Raw genomic sequence first — 16,638 nt, 5'->3', positions numbered from 1 at the left:
ACCGCGCTGCTGTCGCCAGGTAATGTAGCCAAGGTACTGTAGCCAAGTAAGCGAGCCCGGCCTCGACAAGTGCCGCCACGAAGTCAACTACGCGCAGCGGAAGGGCCAACGCTCGCACGCTTATGCAATTCGATCTGCTTCACATCGGCACGCTCGTGTTTCTCGCCCATGCGCTGGGCGTGATCGCGGCTTGCCACGCCATTCTGCACACCCGCACATCGCAAGGCGCGATCGCGTGGGCGGTATCGCTCGTCGCGATGCCGTATCTGACGCTGGTTCCGTATCTGTTCCTCGGGCGCAGCAAGTTCGCCGGTTACGCGGACGCGCGCCGCCTCGAGAACGAAACGCTGCGCACGCGCGCGCATCCGCCTGAGTGGGACACGGAAGCCTCGTCGCACGGCCGCCCCACGGAAGTGCTCGGCCATCAATTCGTGCGCTCGCTCACGCGCCTGTCCGGCATGCCGTTTCTGCCGGGTAACCATGTGCGCACGCTCGTGAACGGCGAAGCGACGTTCGCCGCGATTCTCGATGCGATCGAAAGCGCGCAGCGCTACATCGTCGTGCAGTTCTTCATCGTGCGCGCCGACGCGCTCGGCGAGATGCTCAAGGACGCGCTGCTCGCGAAGGCCGCGCAAGGTTTGCGCGTGTACGTGCTGTACGACAGCATCGGCAGCTTCGACCTGCCGCATCGCTATGTCGCGTCGCTGCTCGCGGGCGGCGTGCAGATGCATCCGTTCGCGACGAACCGGCAGTTCGTCAACCGTTTCCAGCTCAACTTCCGCAATCACCGCAAGATCGTCGTGGTGGACGGCGAGCGCGCGTTCGTCGGCGGACATAACGTCGGCGTCGAGTATCTGGGCGGCAAGCCGCCACTGTCGCCGTGGCGCGACACGCATATCGAAGTGCGCGGCCCCGCCGTCGCCAGCATCCAGTTCGTGTTCACGGAAGACTGGTACTGGGCCACGCAGGATCTGCCGCTCTTCGACTCACCGCCGCCCGCGCGACCTGGCGACGGCATGCACTGCCTCGTCGTGCCGACGGGCCCGGCCGACAAACAGGAGACCTGCTCGCTGTTCTTCGTCGAAGCGATCAATGCGGCGCGCGAGCGTGTCTGGATCACCACGCCCTACCTCGTGCCCGACGAAGCCGTGTTCGCGGCCTTGCGGCTCGCGGCACTGCGCGGCGTCGACGTGCGCATCCTGATTCCGAGCCGGCGCGATCACCGCGTCGTGTTCGAGGCGTCCAAGCTCTACGCGTACGACTCGATACGCGCGGGCGTGCGCGTGTTCCGCTACCGGCCGGGCTTTCTCCATCAGAAGGTGGTGCTGATCGACGACGTCGCGGCGGCCGTGGGCAGCGCGAATCTCGACAACCGGTCGTTCCGCCTGAACTTCGAGATCATGGTGCTGACCGTGGACCACGGCTTTGCGCTCGAAGTCGAAGAGATGCTGCTGCGCGACTTCGCCGAATCGTTCGAGATCGACCGCAGCGAGTATCGCAACGCGCCGGCGCTGCGGCGCGTGTTGATGCATGTCGCACGGCTCTTCGCGCCGATCCTGTGACGCGTGCTTACAGCAGCGCTTCGATGTCGTCCGTGATCGTTTCGGGCTTGGTGGTGGGCGCGTAGCGCTTGACGACCTTGCCGCTTCGGTCGACGAGGAACTTCGTGAAGTTCCATTTGATCGCTTCGATGCCGAGCACGCCGGGCGCCTCGTCCTTCAGATACTTGAACAGCGGATGCGCGTCCGAACCGTTGACGTCGATCTTGTCGAACATCTGGAACGTGACGCCGTAGTTCTTTTCGCAGAACGCGCCGATCTGCGCGGCGTCGCCGGGTTCCTGCTTGCCGAACTGGTTGCACGGAAAGCCAAGCACCTCCAGCCCGCGCGCCGCATACTGCTCGTGCAGCTTCTGCAAGCCCGCGTATTGCGGCGTGAAACCGCATTCGCTCGCCGTGTTGACGATCAGCATCACCTTGCCGTCGTAGCGGTCGAGACTGACCGGTTCGCCGCCCAGTGTGCTCGCCGAAAAGGAATAAATAGAAGTGTTGTCCGCTGCCATATGTCGCCCTCCAGGAATGTCGTTAGTGTAGGTGTTTCGATGCCGCGCGCCACCTGGCCGACCGGCCAATGCCTGAGCGCGCGCCGCGCAGTCTAAAATAGCGTTTTTCTTCGAGCCGGCCCTGCTGTGATCCGTTTTAACCAGTTCAGTCTCGCGCGCGGCACGAAGCCGCTCTTCGAACAAACCACCTTCACGCTCAACCCCGGCGAGAAGGCCGGTCTCGTGGGCGCTAACGGCGCGGGCAAATCCACTTTGTTCTCCGTGCTGCTCGGCGGACTGCACGCGGACGGCGGCGATGTTTCGATCCCGCCGTCGTGGCAGATCGCGCACGTCGCGCAAGAAACGCCTGCCGCCGACAAGACCGCGCTCGACTACACGCTCGACGGCGACGCCGCCTTGCGCGCGATCGAAGCGCGCATCGCGAAGGCCTCAGCCGCCCACGACGGCGCGGCCGAAGCCGAAGCGCACGCCGCGTTCGCCGATGCCGACGGCTACACGGCGCCCGCGCGCGCCGAGGCATTGCTGCTCGGCCTCGGCTTCACGCTCGAACAGACGCGCGCGAGTGTCGGCAGTTTCTCGGGCGGCTGGCGCATGCGCCTGAACCTCGCGCAGGCGCTGATGTGCCGCTCGGACCTGCTGCTGCTCGACGAGCCGACCAACCACCTGGACCTCGATGCGATCGTCTGGCTCGAAGACTGGCTGCACCGTTATCCGGGCACGCTGATCGTGATCTCGCACGACCGCGAATTTCTCGACTCGGTCTGCAATGTTACGCTGCATCTGGAGAACCAGCAGATCAAGCGGTACGGCGGCAACTACTCGCAGTTCGAAGTGCTGCGCGCGCAACAACTGGCGCTGCAGCAGAGCGCTTACGAAAAGCAGCGCAAGACCATCGAGCATCTGCAGAGCTACGTCGACCGCTTCAAGGCGCAGGCGACCAAGGCGCGCCAGGCGCAAAGCCGGGTGAAAGCGCTTGAAAAGATGGAGCTGATCGCACCCGCGCATATCGCGTCGCCGTTCACGTTCGAGTTCCGCGCGCCCAACTCCGCGCCCAATCCGATGATGGTCATGGAAGACGTGCGCTGCGGCTATCACGCGGTGGACGGCGGCGAGATTCCCATTGTCGATCGTGTCGCGCTGTCCATCCAGAACGGGCAGCGCATCGGCCTGCTCGGCGCGAACGGCCAGGGCAAGTCGACGCTGATCAAGACGCTGGCGGGCACGCTGGCGCCGCTCGGCGGCCATGTGCGCGAAGGCAAGGGCCTGCAGATCGGTTACTTCGCGCAGCATCAACTTGAGACGCTGCGAGCCGACGATTCCCCATTGCAGCATCTGGGGCGGCTCGCGCCGGACACGCGCGAGCAGGAATTGCGGGATTTCCTCGGCAGCTTCAACTTCTCCGGCGACATGGCGACGGCCGCCATCGCGCCCTTCTCCGGCGGCGAAAAGGCGCGTCTCGCGCTGGCGCTGATCATCTGGCAGAAGCCGAACCTGTTGCTGCTCGACGAACCGACCAATCACCTCGACCTCGAAACGCGCCACGCTCTGACCATGGCGCTCGCGCAGTTCGAAGGCACACTGATTCTCGTGTCGCACGACCGGCATTTGCTGCGCGCCACGACGGACCAGTTTATGCTCGTCGCGAAGCACAAACTGCAGCCGTTCGACGGCGATCTCGACGACTATCGCGACTGGCTGCTGCAACATGCCGCCGACCAACGCGCCGCGCTCAAGGCGGATGCGTCGAACGGCGACGCGAACGGCGCGGATGCGTCGGTGAATCGCAAGGAGCAGCGGCGTCTCGAAGCGGAAACGCGCCAGAAGCTCGCGCATCTGAAGAAGCCGTTGCAGACCCGCATCGCGAAGATCGAAAAGGAAATGGATGCGCTGAACGCGGAAAAAGCGACGCTCGATACGTTCGTCGCCGATCCCGCCAGCTACGCCGCTGAGCAAAAAACCAAGCTGACGGAAGCGATACGCCGTCAGGCAGATGTCAGCGCACGACTCGAGACGCTCGAAGCCGACTGGCTCGAAGCGCACGAGGAACTCGAACAAATCGGCTAACGGCCCCTTCGCCACCGCGAAGGAACAGACAGGGAATCGAGGCCGCGCCAGCAATCGATGGAGGGCTGGGCATTGTCGTCTACTGCCGCACTGAAGGGCTTGCGCGTGCTCGATCTGACACGCCTGTTGCCCGGTCCCGTCGCGACGCTCCGGCTCGCGGAAATGGGCGCCGACGTGTTGAAGATCGAAGCGCCCGGCGCCGGCGACGCGACACGCACGATGATGCAAAGCAGCGCCGACCGCGTGGCGGGACGGCCCGGCGCGTTCTACCGGCTGGTGAATCGCGGCAAGCGCGAAACGCGGCTCGATCTGAAGTCCGAAGGCGGACGCACTGTGCTGATGGCGCTCGCGCGCGAAGCGGACGTGCTGATCGAGAGCTTCCGGCCCGGCGTGATGGAGCGGCTCGGCCTCGGCTATGACGTGTTGCGGGTAATCAATCCGAAGCTCGTCTACTGCGCGATTTCGGGGTACGGCGCCGATGGGCCTTTCGCGGAGCTGGCCGGGCACGACCTGAATTACATCGGCTATGCGGGCGTGCTCGACCAGTTGGCGTCGCGCGACGGCGCACCGATTGTGCCCAACTTCCAGATTGCGGATCTGCTGGGCGGCGCGCTGTCGGCTGTCAATCAGATTCTCGCAGCGCTGTGGGCCGTGGCGCGCGGCGGTGATGGGCGGTTCGTCGATGTGTCGATGGCGCATTGCACGTACGCGAACAACGTCGTCGCGCAAGTCGCGCTCGCCAACGACGGCACGGCGCCCGTCGCGGGCAGCAGCCTGCTCAATGGCGGCGTGCCCTGCTACAACCTGTATCGCACGCTCGATGGACGGTGGCTCGCCGTCGGCGCGCTCGAGCTCAAATTCTGGGAAACGCTGTGCATGGCGCTCGACCGCCCCGACTGGGCGACGCGCCATTGGAGCCTCGGCCAGGCAATCGCCGGACCGGACGCGGTGCAGTTGATCAAGGACATGGCCGACCTGATCGCCACGCGGGCGCTCGACGAATGGGCCGCGCTGCTGGTGCCGCTGGATTGCTGCGTGTCGCCCGTGCTGACGCCGGCGGAAGCGGCTCAGCATCCGCTCTTCAATGCGGCCGCGCGCGAGGCGCTGATGGAGCAGCAGGCGAGCGACGGGGAATCGAACTAGGCGCCTGGCCGGCGCGGCGAGCGCCGCGAGACCGCCTTAACGCCGCGGCAAGGTCTGCCGTGGCTCCCGCTCATCGTCGATCAACCGGTGCTTGCGGCCTTCAACGTGGTGCCGGATGGTCGCCCGCACTTCGTCGGCCGTCACATCTTCCGCGACCACACGCCGCGAAATCTGCCCCGTCGTGTCGATCCATTCGACGATCCGGCAGCCGCTGCCCCAAAGCCCTTGAATGGGCGCGGATACGCGACAGCCGCGCAGGTTCGAGAGAAACTCGGCTGAGGATTCATGGGACTGTTTCAAGACGCTTCCTTTTTCCGCTCGTGACATTCCATTTCACGAGGATAGGGAAAACGAAAGTCGCTTGGGTTACAGCCGCGGTTGAGAAATTTACAGCGGATTACGCCAGAAAGCCGACGCGATCCGCAGACGTCTGAGTCCGGCTATTCGAGCGTTCGGATACGATCGATGGCCTGCTCGATGCGCTCGACGGCGATCACCTGCAATCCGTCGATGGCTTGCTTCGGCGCGTTCGCCTTGGGAATCAGCGCAATCGAAAAGCCGAGTTTCGCGGCTTCCTTCAGACGTTCCTGGCCGCGCGGCGACGGCCGGATTTCACCCGCCAATCCCACTTCGCCGAACACGATCAGCCCCTTCGGCAGCGGCTTGTTGCGCATCGACGAATGAATCGCGAGCAGCACGGCGAGATCGGCGGCGGGCTCGGTGATCTTCACGCCGCCCACCGCGTTCAGGAACACGTCCTGATCGAAACAGGCGATACCCGCGTGCTTGTGCAGCACGGCGAGCAGCATCGCGAGGCGGTTCTGTTCGAGGCCGACGGCCAGCCGGCGCGGATTCGGCACATTCGCCGCGTCGACGAGCGCCTGCACTTCGACCAGCAGCGGCCGCGTGCCCTCTTGCGTGACCAGGACGCACGAGCCGGGCACGATCTGCTCGTGCTGCGACAGGAACAGCGCCGACGGATTCGCGACGCCGCGCAAGCCGCGTTCCGTCATCGCGAACACGCCCAGCTCGTTGACGGCCCCGAAGCGGTTCTTGAACGCGCGCACGAGCCGGAACGACGAATGTGTGTCACCTTCGAAATACAGCACGGTATCGACGATATGCTCAAGCACGCGCGGGCCCGCGAGGCTGCCCTCTTTCGTCACGTGGCCGACCAGGATGATGGCCGTGCCCGACTGCTTGGCGACGCGGGTCAGTTGCGCCGCGCATTCGCGCACCTGCGCCACCGATCCTGGCGCGGACGTCAGCGCCTCCGAATAGATGGTCTGGATCGAGTCGATCACGGCGACGTCCGGCCTCTCTTCGGCGATGGTCGCCTGGATTTTCTCCAGCTGGATTTCGGCGAGCAGCTTCAGCTCGCTGGCGTGCGAGCCCGGTTCGAGCAGCGACAACCGTTGCGCGCGCAACGCAATCTGCGCCGCCGACTCCTCCCCGCTCACATACAGCGCGCGCCGCTCGCTGGCGATTTCCGCAAGCGACTGCAACAGCAGCGTCGATTTGCCGATCCCCGGATCGCCGCCGATCAGCACGACGCCGCCCGCCACCAGCCCGCCGCCGAGCACGCGATCGAACTCGCCGACGCCCGTCGAAAAGCGCGGCACGTCCGACGCATGAATCTCGGCGAGCCGCTGCACCGGCTGGCTCTTGGCCAGCGCCTGGAAGCGGTGCGCGGAAGGCGACTCCGCAACCGACTCGACGAGCGTGTTCCACGCATGACACGCAGGGCACTGGCCCTGCCACTTCGGCGACTGCCCGCCGCATTCCGTGCAGATGTACAACGTTTTTTGTTTAGCCAACTTGTTTTGTCACGCGTCGTGGTTCTTGATGTGGATTATTCGGCACGCACAGGCACGCGCGGCGCGACGGCGCACATCAGCTCGTAGCCGATTGTGCCGGATGACTGCGCGACGTCGTCGATGGGCAACTGCGCGCCCCACAGCTCGACGCGCGAGCCGACGTTCGCCTGCGGACACGGCGTGAGATCGACGGTGATCATGTCCATCGACACGCGCCCGACGATCCGCGTACGAATACCGTCGACGATCACGGGCGTGCCTTCCGGTGCGACACGCGGATAGCCGTCGGCGTAACCGCACGCAACGACGCCGACGCGCATGCCTGCGCGCGCGGTGAAAATCGAGCCGTAGCCAATCGTGCTGCCTTCCTTGAGCGTCTGCACCGCGATCAGTTCCGAGCTCAGCGTCATCGCCGGTTGCAGACCCGTGTCCTTGATCTCCGCGCTCAAGCCCGACGGCGACGCGCCGTACAGCATCACGCCCGGGCGCACCCAGTCGAAATGCGCCTCCGGATACCAGAGCGTAGCGGCCGAATTGGACAGGCTGCGCGCGCCCGCGATACCCTGCGCGCCGCGCTCGAACGCTTCCATCTGGTGGGTGATGCCGCGCTCGCTGTCGGCGTCCGAGAAGTGGGTCATCAACGTGATCTGGCCCACGCCCTGACAGGCCCGCGCGCGCTCCCACGCGGCGCGGAACTTCTCGGGCAGATAGCCGAGCCGGTTCATGCCGCTGTTCATTTTCAGCTGGATATTGACGGGCTTGGACAGACGCGCCATTTCCAGCATGCGCAATTGCTCGTCCGAATGCAGCGCCGTGGTGAGGCTATAGCGGTCGATCACGTCGATATCCGTCGGCCGGAAAAAGCCCTCGAGCAACAAAATGGGCCCGGCCCAGCCCAATTCACGCAACTTCACGGCTTCTTCGAGGTCGAGCAAACCAAAGCCGTCGGTTGCGCGCAAGCCCGGGAACGCTCGCGCGAGCCCGTGACCGTAGGCGTTGGCCTTGACGACGGCCCATATTTTGGACTTCGGCGCATAACGACGGGCAACTGCGAGGTTATTGGCGAGAGCGGCGGTATGAATCGTGGCTGAGACTGGGCGCGGCATGGGATATTTTCGTAAAGACATTGTCGAATCAGCAGCTTACAGGGTGTTTGCAACGCCCCCGCGATAACCGCGACAATGCGATCAAGGATTCTGCTAGTCGGGATTCGGCTATTTTCGTGATATAAAGCCGTGCGCACAACCCATTTCGAACGGAATAAGCCCGGACGCACACCTCACGGCCGGGGCGGACAGACCGCAGCGAGGAAAGCATCGCATCAGATGAAAAAAGGTTTTTACACCATTATGGCCGCGCAGTTTTTTTCGTCGCTGGCCGACAATGCGCTTCTGATCGCTGCTATTGCACTGCTGAAAGATCTTCACGCCCCGAACTGGATGACGCCGCTGCTCAAGCTGTTTTTTGTGCTGTCGTACGTCGTGCTCGCGGCTTTTGTCGGCGCCTTCGCGGACTCCCGTCCGAAGGGCCGTGTGATGTTCGTGACCAATACGATCAAGGTGGTCGGTTGCCTCACGATGCTGATCGGCGCGCATCCGCTGCTGGCGTACGGCATCGTCGGCTTTGGCGCCGCCGCCTACTCGCCCGCCAAATACGGCATTCTCACCGAGCTGCTGCCGCCTGACCGCCTCGTCGCCGCGAACGGCTGGATTGAAGGCACGACCGTCGGCTCGATCATTCTCGGCACCGTGCTCGGCGGCGCACTGATCAGCCCGCATATTGCATCGCACGTCATCAAGCACACGCCGTCCGCGATCCATACGCCGGCGGAAGCCGCGATGCTCATCATCATCCTGATCTACATCATTGCCGCGCTCTTCAATCTGCGCATTCCCGACACGGGCGCCCGCTATCCGCGCCAGGCGCACGGACCGATCAAGCTCATCACTGATTTCGCCGACTGCTTTGTCGTGCTGTGGCGCGACAAGCTCGGCCAGATTTCGCTCGCCGTCACGACGCTGTTCTGGGGTGCGGGCGCGACGCTGCAATTCATCGTGCTGAAGTGGGCGGAAGTGTCGCTCGGCATGTCGCTGTCGGAAGGCGCGATCCTGCAGGCCGTGGTCGCCGTGGGCGTCGCGGCGGGCGCGATGATCGCCGCCGCGCGCGTGCCGTTGAAGAAGTCGCTGTCGGTGCTGCCCGTCGGCATCATCATGGGCATCGCCGTGATGCTGATGGCTTTCTATACGAAGCATATGTTCCCGTCGCACTGGGGCTTTTACTTCGGCAAGATGCACGTCCCCGGTTATCTGATCTTTGCCTATATCTTCCTGATGATCGTCGGTGCGCTGTCGGGGTTCTTCGTCGTACCGATGAATGCGCTGCTCCAGCATCGCGGGCACGTGCTGCTGTCGGCGGGTCACTCGATCGCCGTGCAGAACTTCAACGAAAATCTCTCCGTACTCATCATGCTGTGCCTGTACGCCGTGCTCGTGTGGCTCGACGTGCCCGTCGCGATCGTGATCGTGCTGTTCGGCACCTTCGTGTGCGTGATGATGTGGCTCGTGATGCGCCGCCATCAGGCGAACCAGCGCGCGTTCGATTCCGTGTCGCTGATCGGCGAAGCCCGGCACTGACGCGGCACTGACACCCGCCGCTGCCGCACCTTCGCTGCGGCCGCGCACCCGTCTTCTTCCAGCGCGTCACGCGCGCTCCGCTTTTCAGGTTCTTCCATGACCCGACCGATTCCCAACGTCCTGACGATTGCCGGCTCCGACTCCGGTGGCGGCGCCGGCATTCAGGCCGATATCAAGGCTTTCTCGGCGCTCGGCGCGTACGGCGCGAGCGTGATCACGGCATTGACGGCGCAGAACACGCGCGGCGTGACGGCCATCCACACGCCCGACCCCGGCTTCGTCACCGCGCAACTGGATGCCGTGTTCGACGACATCCGCATCGACGCGGTGAAGATCGGCATGCTGGCCAATGCGGCCATCGTGCGCGCCGTCGCCGACGCGCTGCGCCGTTACCAGCCGAAGCATGTGGTGCTCGATACCGTGATGATCTCGAAGAGCAATCACGCGCTGCTCGCACCCGAAGCCGTCGACGCCGTGCGCAGCGAACTGCTGCCGCTCGCCGATCTGCTGACGCCGAACCTGCCGGAAGCGGCCGCGCTGCTGGGCACATCGAGCGCGACCGACGAGGCCGCGATGGTCGATCAGGGCGAAGCGCTGCGCAAGCTGGGCGCGCGCGCCGTGCTGATGAAAGGCGGCCACCTCGCCGCCGCCGACAGCCCCGACTGGCTGATCCAGGACAGCGGCACGATGCGTCTCGCCGGTCCGCGCGTGCCCGTCAAGAACACGCACGGCACGGGCTGCTCGCTGTCGTCGGCGATCGCGGCGCTGATTCCGCAGCGCGACGACCTCGCGAGTGCCGTCGCCGATGCGAAAGTCTGGTTGACAGGCGCGCTCGAACAGAGCGGCCGGCTCGACGTCGGTCATGGCGTCGGGCCGGTGCATCATTTCTATCGTTGGTGGTAAAACACAGCCGCTGAGCGCTTTGTCAGCGGCCTGTCTGCTCGCGCGCAAATGCCTGCGCCCGCTCGGGCCAGTCGTCGGGCACGATGAAGCCGCGCGAGCGTTCGGTCCACAGTCCATCGGCGCGCTCGACGAACGCCGCGACCATCGTCGGGCCGGTCTGTTGCGCGAATTGCTGCGCGAGCGCATCCGCTGATACGAAGCCCGACGCGTGACGCCCATCGCGCACGCGCGGCGCGAGCCACTCGAGCCTTGGCAGCAGCATCCATGCATCGGCCTGCGTGGCGGAAAACGACGGCCACTCAGCGCGCGTCGCCCACCAGCCGCGCGCGTGTGTCGGATCGATTTCGATGGGGTCGCGCTCCGCGAGGCCATTCCGATAGAACAGCCAGCCCTTGACGAACATCTGCGGATCCCACGGACCGCGATGTCCGAGTGACGCAAACTCTTCGCGCGCACTGAGCGGCAGTTGATGATCGAGCAGATGCGCGAGCTTCAGATCGAAGCGGTCCTGCAGATTCGGGCCCACGTAGTCGGCCAGTTCGCCGCGGCCGTCGCCTGCGTGCAGATAGCATTTGACGGCCAGTTCCCAATGCAGCCGCCTGCCCGCCTGCGTCTCGACGAGAAAATCGCATTCGCCGAGCGTCACGCCCGCGCGACGCAACGCGACGTTCGCCGCGATCAGGCGAGCCGCCGGACCCTGCTGCAGAAACCATCCGAGCAGGTACTCGGCGTAGCGCCCGAGGCGCGTCAAGCGCGCCGCCGCAATATGCCGATGCAACGCGGCGGGATCGGCGTCCTGCGCTTCGAGCCAGTCCAGCGACGCAGCGACTTCATCGGGCGATTCGAACGGCGTCGCGAGCACGCCGGGTGGCCGTTGCGCGCGCAACAGGTCGGGACTGAACAGCAGCCACGCGATATCGCGCACGGCGGCATCGGCGAGCGCATCGAGCCGGGCCGCTGACGGCGCATCGAACGAAGCGGTCGGCCCGGCGTCTTCACTCATTTCGGCCCTTCTCCTTGCGCGGCTGCGTTGCGCCAGGTGTCGCGGGCGAGGCACAGGTCCTGCCAGGACTTCGCCTTGTCGCCGAGGCTGCGCAGCAGATACGCGGGATGGTAGGTGACGATCACGGGCACACCTTCGTATTCGTGAACGCGTCCGCGCAGCGACGAAATGCTCGCCTCCGTCTTCAGCAGGCTCTGCGCGGCGAAGCGCCCGAGCGCCACGATCAGCTTCGGCTTCACGAGCGCGACCTGGCGTTGCAGATACGGCTCGCAGCGCGCGACTTCGTCCGGTTCCGGATTGCGGTTGCCGGGCGGCCGGCACTTGATCACGTTCGCGATATAGACGTTCGTGCCGCGCGCGAGATCGAGCGATTGCAGCATGTTGTCGAGCAGCTTGCCCGCCTGGCCGACGAACGGCTCGCCCTGCTTGTCCTCGTTCTCGCCGGGCGCTTCGCCGATCAGCATCCAGTCGGCTTCGCGATCGCCGACGCCGAACACCGTGTTGGTGCGCCGCTCGCACAGGCGGCAGCGTTCGCATGCCGATACGCGGGCTTCGAGCGCGGGCCAGTCGAGCGTGTCGATGGCCGGCTGCGCGGGTCTGTCCGCGTTGGCTTCTATCTCCGACGTATGCGACGGCGGTTCGGCGGGAAGGTCGTCGAACCAGGCGAAGTCGTCGTCGGGTGAAGGCGGCGGCGCGTCCGATACGGGCGGCGGAGCGCGGCGGGATTCGGGTGCATGCGCACCTTGTGCTTCGGCCCGCGCGACAGGTTTGATTGCAGGCTCAACGATGTCGCCCGGCATTGCAGCGTCCGATTTCGCTTCGATCGAACCGGTTGCTTGCGCGCGCACCGTTTCGTTGCTTCCGGCCGCGTCCCTATCGGCGCGCGCAACCGGCGCTTCGCTCACCACGGCATCGGCGGCGCTTTCGGGCGCCTGCCCAACCGCCGCGCCCTGCCCGATCCCGCGACGCACCCACATCGGCGCCAGGCCGAGTTCTTCCAATGCGGATTCATGCAGCGCCATCTGCGCCCTCCTTCACGAAACTGAAACGCATGACGATGGCGTCCTCGCGGCTGCGATGACGCGCCGGATAATAGTTCTTACGACGGCCAATCGACGTAAAGCCAAAGCGCTCGTACAGCTTGATCGCGCGATGGTTCGACGGCCGCACTTCGAGCAGCATGCCCGCGAGCTTTTCGCCGTGCGTGACGCGCACGGCTTCGCGCAGCAGCGCGAGCCCCGCGCCCGCATGCTGCGCCACGGGCGCGACACACAGATTCAACAGATGCATTTCATCGACGACGGGCATTAGCACGCAATAGCCGATCAGCGTACCCGTCACGTGCCGCAGGCACATGCCGAAGTAGCCGTTGCGCAGCGAGTCTTCGAAGTTGCCCCGGCTCCATGGAAATTCATAGGCGAGCTTTTCGACGGCAGCGACCTCATCGAGATCACCTTCGGTCATCGGCGACATGTAGCGGTCCGCCAGCAACACACCGCTCATCGCGTGCCCTCGTCGTGCGCGGCTTGGGCCGATTGACCCGTTTTACCCGACTTACCCGTTTTACTGGCCTGGGGCTCGTTGCCCGGCTGTCCCGTCAGCGCTGCCGCTGCCTGCACTTGCGCAGCCTTCGCGGCCATGCGCTCTTCCGTGGTCTGCGCGACCTTGTCGCGGATGTACTCCGGCGCGGCCTGGTCGGCGGGCAGCGTGCGCCCGGCGCGGAACGCCCGCAGCGCGGCGAACGCAACCGGCAATGCGTGCGGCACGGCGTCCCGATCAACGCTGCGCGCCGCCGACGCCGCCTTAAGACGCTCGCCAAAGGCGGCTGCGGCATTGCCCGCGAGCGTGAACGGCTGATCCGGCAATGCGAGCGCATCCGGCGCGCCAAGCGACGCGGGATGCACCGTGCGCCATTCGCCCGCGCCGTCGTCCCACGCGTAGTCCGCCCAATAGACCTCGTCCATGCGGGCGTCGAGCGCGGCGAGCACGCGCGTCGCCGACGGATCGCGCAGCCGTACGCTTTCGGCGCACGCGAGCAGCGTACCGATCGGCACCACCGGGCAATTCAGGCCGAACGCGAGACCCTGCGCGACGCCCGTCGCGGTGCGCAAACCCGTGAACGAGCCGGGACCGGAGCCGAACGCAATCGCGTCGCAGTCTGCGAGCGCGAGACCCGCTTCGTCGAACAGTTCGCGAATGGCAGGCAGAAGCCGCGTGCTGGAGACGGCGCCCGTCGCTTCGTGACGCGTCCACACGCGCGGTGCGGGCGCAGGCGCGTCCGCATCGGCCGATGACGTATCGTCGGCGGATTCGGCGGACAGGAGTGCGACCGAGCAGAATTCGGTCGAAGTATCGAGGGCAAGCAGCACGATTTTCGTCATGACCGCTATTGTAATGCGGCACCCTGCATCGCCGGATGCGAACAAAACCCTGCGCGTGCTCAACAGCCGCGCGCGGCGTTTGGAAGAATCGCTCCAGCCTCCCGGGGCCGCGCGCCGCGCATCGCTTGTTATGATCGACGCCCTATCTCGAATAAAGCATGGAGAATCTGATGAGCGACGCGGACGGTCTCTTCGCCAAGGCACAGGAAGACGTGAAGCAACTGCCGGAGCGTCCGGGCAATCTCACGCTGCTGCGCCTGTACGCGCTCTTCAAGCAGGCCACCGAAGGCGACGTGCACGGCGACAAGCCCGGCTTCACGGATATCGTCGGCAAGTACAAGTACGATGCGTGGGCCGCGCTGCAAGGCACGCCGCAGGAAACAGCGCGTCAGCAATATGTCGAGCTGGTCGAATCGCTGAAAAACGGTACGGCGGCCTGATACGAAACGCGTTGAAGGCGCGGCTAAGCTTCCATTCTTCTCACGAATTAGCCCCTTTAATTCGGAAAGTTCTTAATGGTGGCGCGGTGCAGCAAAAATCGGTATAATGCTGGCTGCGCTTCACCGCTTATGTCCGGCATGGTCCGGCGACGCTGCGGAAAAGCGTCTCGTAGCGTTTTGCTCCAATCCAGTTTAGAACCTGTCCCCTCCTGCATGGCCCTACGGGCCGTCAAGTCCAGGCTGGCGGCACGCCAATTCCGGCATGTCGCATTCGATACAGCTTCTAACGAGAAACTCGCCTTCATTGTTGCGAGTTGCCCCCGTTTTTCGATTTGCTCGCTGCTTTTTTGCTCGCTGAATCCGACGACTTGGGTATGCCGATTGGCGCCGACGTGTTACTTCCCATGTTTCAAGGATTCTCATGACTTCGAGCAATACCACCAGCCCGCTGAACGCCATCGCCGAACAAGCCCTCGGTCTCGACACGCCGGAAACGGCCGTGCAAGCCGTTGAAGCTGAAGGCCCGACGTTCGCTGAGCTGGGTCTGTCGGCGGATATCGTCTCCGCGCTGACGGCTGCCGGCTACAAGACGCCGACGCCCGTCCAGCAGCGCGCCATCCCCGCCGGCATTGCGGGCCGCGATCTGCTGGTGTCGAGCCCGACGGGTTCGGGCAAGACGGCGGCGTTCATGCTGCCCGCCATCGAGCGTTTCGCGCAGCTTCAGATAACCCTCGCCAGCCAACCGCGTGAATCGCGCGAAAGCAACGCAGCGGGTGGCCGTGGCCGCCGTCCGATGCCCGTCGCGCGTCCCAGCCTGCTGGTCCTCACGCCGACTCGCGAACTCGCGATGCAGGTGACGACGGCAGCGTCCACGTACGGCAAGCACCTGAAGCGCCTGCGTACGGTCAGCATTCTCGGCGGTGTTGCGTATGGCCAGCAGCTGATGCTGCTGGCGAAGAACCCCGAAATCCTGGTCGCCACGCCGGGCCGTCTGCTCGACCATCTGGAGCGCGGCCGTATCGACCTGTCGCAACTGCAGATGCTGGTGCTCGACGAAGCCGACCGCATGCTCGACATGGGCTTCATCGACGACATCGAGACGATCGTCGCCGCGACGCCCGCCACGCGTCAAACGATGCTGTTCTCGGCCACGCTCGACGGCAAGATCGGTTCGCTGACGGGCCGTCTGCTGAAGGATCCGGAGCGTATCGAGATCGTCCAGCGTATGGAACAGCGCACCAACATCGCGCAAACGGTGCATTACGTCGACGACCGCGATCATAAGGATCGCCTGCTCGACCATCTTCTGCGCGCCGACGGCCTCGACCAGGCGATCGTCTTCACGGCAACCAAGAGCGACGCCGACTCGCTGGCTGGCCGTCTGGCCGACGCCGGTTTCGAATCGGCTGCGCTGCACGGCGACCTGCCGCAAGGCGCGCGTAACCGCACGATCCGTGCGCTGCGCGAGCGCCGCGTGCGCGTGCTGGTCGCAACGGACGTCGCCGCTCGCGGTATCGACATTCCCGGCATCACGCACGTGTTCAACTACGATCTGCCGAAGTTCGCCGAAGACTACGTGCACCGTATCGGCCGTACGGGCCGCGCGGGCCGCTCGGGCATCGCGGTGAGCCTCGTGCATCACGCCGAACAGGGCGCGCTGAAGCGCATCGAGCGTTTCGTGCGTTCGCCCCTGCCTGTCAACGTTGTGGAAGGCTTCGAGCCGCGCAAGTCACCGCCGGCTAACGGTCGCGGCGGTTTCGGCGGCGGCCGTGGCCGTCCGGGCGGCGGCAATGGCGGCCGACGCTTCGGCAGCGGCGGCGGCAAGCCGGGCTATGGTGGTTCGCGTGACGGCAACGGCGGCGGCAATGGCGGCGGCTACGGCGCGCCGCGCGAAGCCGGCAGCGGCGGTGGTCGCAGCTGGGGCAACAACAAGCCGGCGGGCGGTTCGCGTGAAGGCGGCTTCGGCGGTGGCAACCGCGAAGGCGGTTATCGTGGCGGCAATCGCGAAGGCGGTTTCTCGCGCGACGGTGGTTTCGGTGCTCGCCGCAACGACGGCCCGCGCAACACGCGCCGCGGCGACTAAATGTCGCGCAGGCGCCTCACACGGCGCCTGACTCATGCGGGCAGATCCGCCGCATCCCGAAAAACCGACGCTCCGGCGTCGGTTTTTTTTCGCCCCCACCGCCATTTCAC

15 protein-coding genes are annotated in these 16,638 nt (G+C 65.3%); 7 read left to right on the top strand and 8 right to left on the bottom strand.

The genetic code is table 11. The features are described from left to right. The first annotated feature begins 122 nt into the window (after window positions 1-122). Window positions 123-1,562, top strand: coding sequence for a cardiolipin synthase (gene cls / locus C2L64_RS06510; protein ID WP_007580551.1), 1,440 nt, complete (start codon window positions 123-125; stop codon window positions 1,560-1,562). A gap of 7 nt (window positions 1,563-1,569) precedes the next feature. On the opposite strand, the gene C2L64_RS06505 is transcribed toward cls, so the two are convergent. Beyond that, window positions 1,570-2,061: a glutathione peroxidase gene (locus C2L64_RS06505; RefSeq protein ID WP_007580549.1), complete on the bottom strand. Its 492-nt coding sequence runs from the start codon at window positions 2,059-2,061 to the stop codon at window positions 1,570-1,572. A gap of 126 nt (window positions 2,062-2,187) precedes the next feature. Here C2L64_RS06505 and C2L64_RS06500 point away from each other — a divergent pair, with 126 nt between their 5' ends. After that, the gene (locus C2L64_RS06500; RefSeq protein ID WP_090835835.1) at window positions 2,188-4,125 is read left to right on the top strand and encodes an ATP-binding cassette domain-containing protein; all 1,938 of its coding nucleotides are present in this window, start codon (window positions 2,188-2,190) and stop codon (window positions 4,123-4,125) included. 57 nt (window positions 4,126-4,182) lie between these two features. Then, window positions 4,183-5,268 (top strand): CaiB/BaiF CoA transferase family protein, encoded by a 1,086-nt coding sequence (locus C2L64_RS06495; RefSeq protein ID WP_176133858.1) that lies wholly within the window; start codon window positions 4,183-4,185, stop codon window positions 5,266-5,268. A 36-nt stretch (window positions 5,269-5,304) separates the two neighbouring features. On the opposite strand, the gene C2L64_RS06490 is transcribed toward C2L64_RS06495, so the two are convergent. The 3 genes from C2L64_RS06490 to alr all read right to left on the bottom strand — a co-directional run bounded on the left by C2L64_RS06490 (window position 5,305) and on the right by alr (window position 8,191). Beyond that, window positions 5,305-5,568 (bottom strand): DUF2866 domain-containing protein, encoded by a 264-nt coding sequence (locus C2L64_RS06490; protein ID WP_090835883.1) that lies wholly within the window; start codon window positions 5,566-5,568, stop codon window positions 5,305-5,307. A 140-nt stretch (window positions 5,569-5,708) separates the two neighbouring features. Beyond that, window positions 5,709-7,085, bottom strand: a complete 1,377-nt coding sequence (gene radA / locus C2L64_RS06485) for a DNA repair protein RadA (RefSeq protein WP_007580540.1) — start codon at window positions 7,083-7,085, stop codon at window positions 5,709-5,711. 35 nt (window positions 7,086-7,120) lie between these two features. After that, complete coding sequence (gene alr / locus C2L64_RS06480) at window positions 7,121-8,191, bottom strand: alanine racemase (protein WP_007580538.1); 1,071 nt, start codon at window positions 8,189-8,191, stop codon at window positions 7,121-7,123. 219 nt (window positions 8,192-8,410) lie between these two features. Between alr and lplT the strand changes: the two genes are divergently transcribed. Next, the gene (gene lplT / locus C2L64_RS06475; protein WP_007580536.1) at window positions 8,411-9,718 is read left to right on the top strand and encodes a lysophospholipid transporter LplT; all 1,308 of its coding nucleotides are present in this window, start codon (window positions 8,411-8,413) and stop codon (window positions 9,716-9,718) included. Between the two features lie 96 nt (window positions 9,719-9,814). Next, on the top strand, window positions 9,815-10,621 hold the full coding sequence (gene thiD, locus C2L64_RS06470) for a bifunctional hydroxymethylpyrimidine kinase/phosphomethylpyrimidine kinase (protein WP_007580534.1): 807 nt from the start codon (window positions 9,815-9,817) through the stop codon (window positions 10,619-10,621). Between the two features lie 22 nt (window positions 10,622-10,643). Here the strand turns inward: thiD and C2L64_RS06465 are convergent, their stop codons facing one another. Genes C2L64_RS06465 through tsaB form a run of 4 tightly spaced genes read right to left on the bottom strand, consistent with a single transcriptional unit; the run spans window position 10,644 to window position 14,005 of the window. Further along, window positions 10,644-11,624 (bottom strand): DUF1853 family protein, encoded by a 981-nt coding sequence (locus tag C2L64_RS06465; RefSeq protein ID WP_090835836.1) that lies wholly within the window; start codon window positions 11,622-11,624, stop codon window positions 10,644-10,646. Beyond that, on the bottom strand, window positions 11,621-12,646 hold the full coding sequence (locus C2L64_RS06460) for a uracil-DNA glycosylase (protein ID WP_090835837.1): 1,026 nt from the start codon (window positions 12,644-12,646) through the stop codon (window positions 11,621-11,623). Before C2L64_RS06460 ends, C2L64_RS06465 begins: the two co-directional genes overlap by 4 nt. Next, window positions 12,633-13,127: a ribosomal protein S18-alanine N-acetyltransferase gene (gene rimI / locus C2L64_RS06455; RefSeq protein ID WP_007580528.1), complete on the bottom strand. Its 495-nt coding sequence runs from the start codon at window positions 13,125-13,127 to the stop codon at window positions 12,633-12,635. Before rimI ends, C2L64_RS06460 begins: the two co-directional genes overlap by 14 nt. Then, window positions 13,124-14,005, bottom strand: a complete 882-nt coding sequence (tsaB, locus tag C2L64_RS06450; protein WP_090835838.1) for a tRNA (adenosine(37)-N6)-threonylcarbamoyltransferase complex dimerization subunit type 1 TsaB — start codon at window positions 14,003-14,005, stop codon at window positions 13,124-13,126. Before tsaB ends, rimI begins: the two co-directional genes overlap by 4 nt. Window positions 14,006-14,175: 170 nt before the next feature. On the opposite strand from tsaB, the gene C2L64_RS06445 reads away from it, so the two are divergent. Then, a complete protein-coding gene (locus tag C2L64_RS06445; protein ID WP_086910526.1) occupies window positions 14,176-14,445 on the top strand; it encodes an acyl-CoA-binding protein in 270 nt (89 codons plus the stop codon). Window positions 14,446-14,866: 421 nt separating this feature from the next. Beyond that, window positions 14,867-16,528, top strand: coding sequence for a DEAD/DEAH box helicase (locus C2L64_RS06440; protein ID WP_007580522.1), 1,662 nt, complete (start codon window positions 14,867-14,869; stop codon window positions 16,526-16,528). Window positions 16,529-16,638 lie beyond the last annotated feature (110 nt).

This window comes from Paraburkholderia hospita (genome assembly GCF_002902965.1).
Lineage (GTDB): Bacteria > Pseudomonadota > Gammaproteobacteria > Burkholderiales > Burkholderiaceae > Paraburkholderia > Paraburkholderia hospita.
This window is presented reverse-complemented; position numbering and strand designations above follow the sequence as displayed.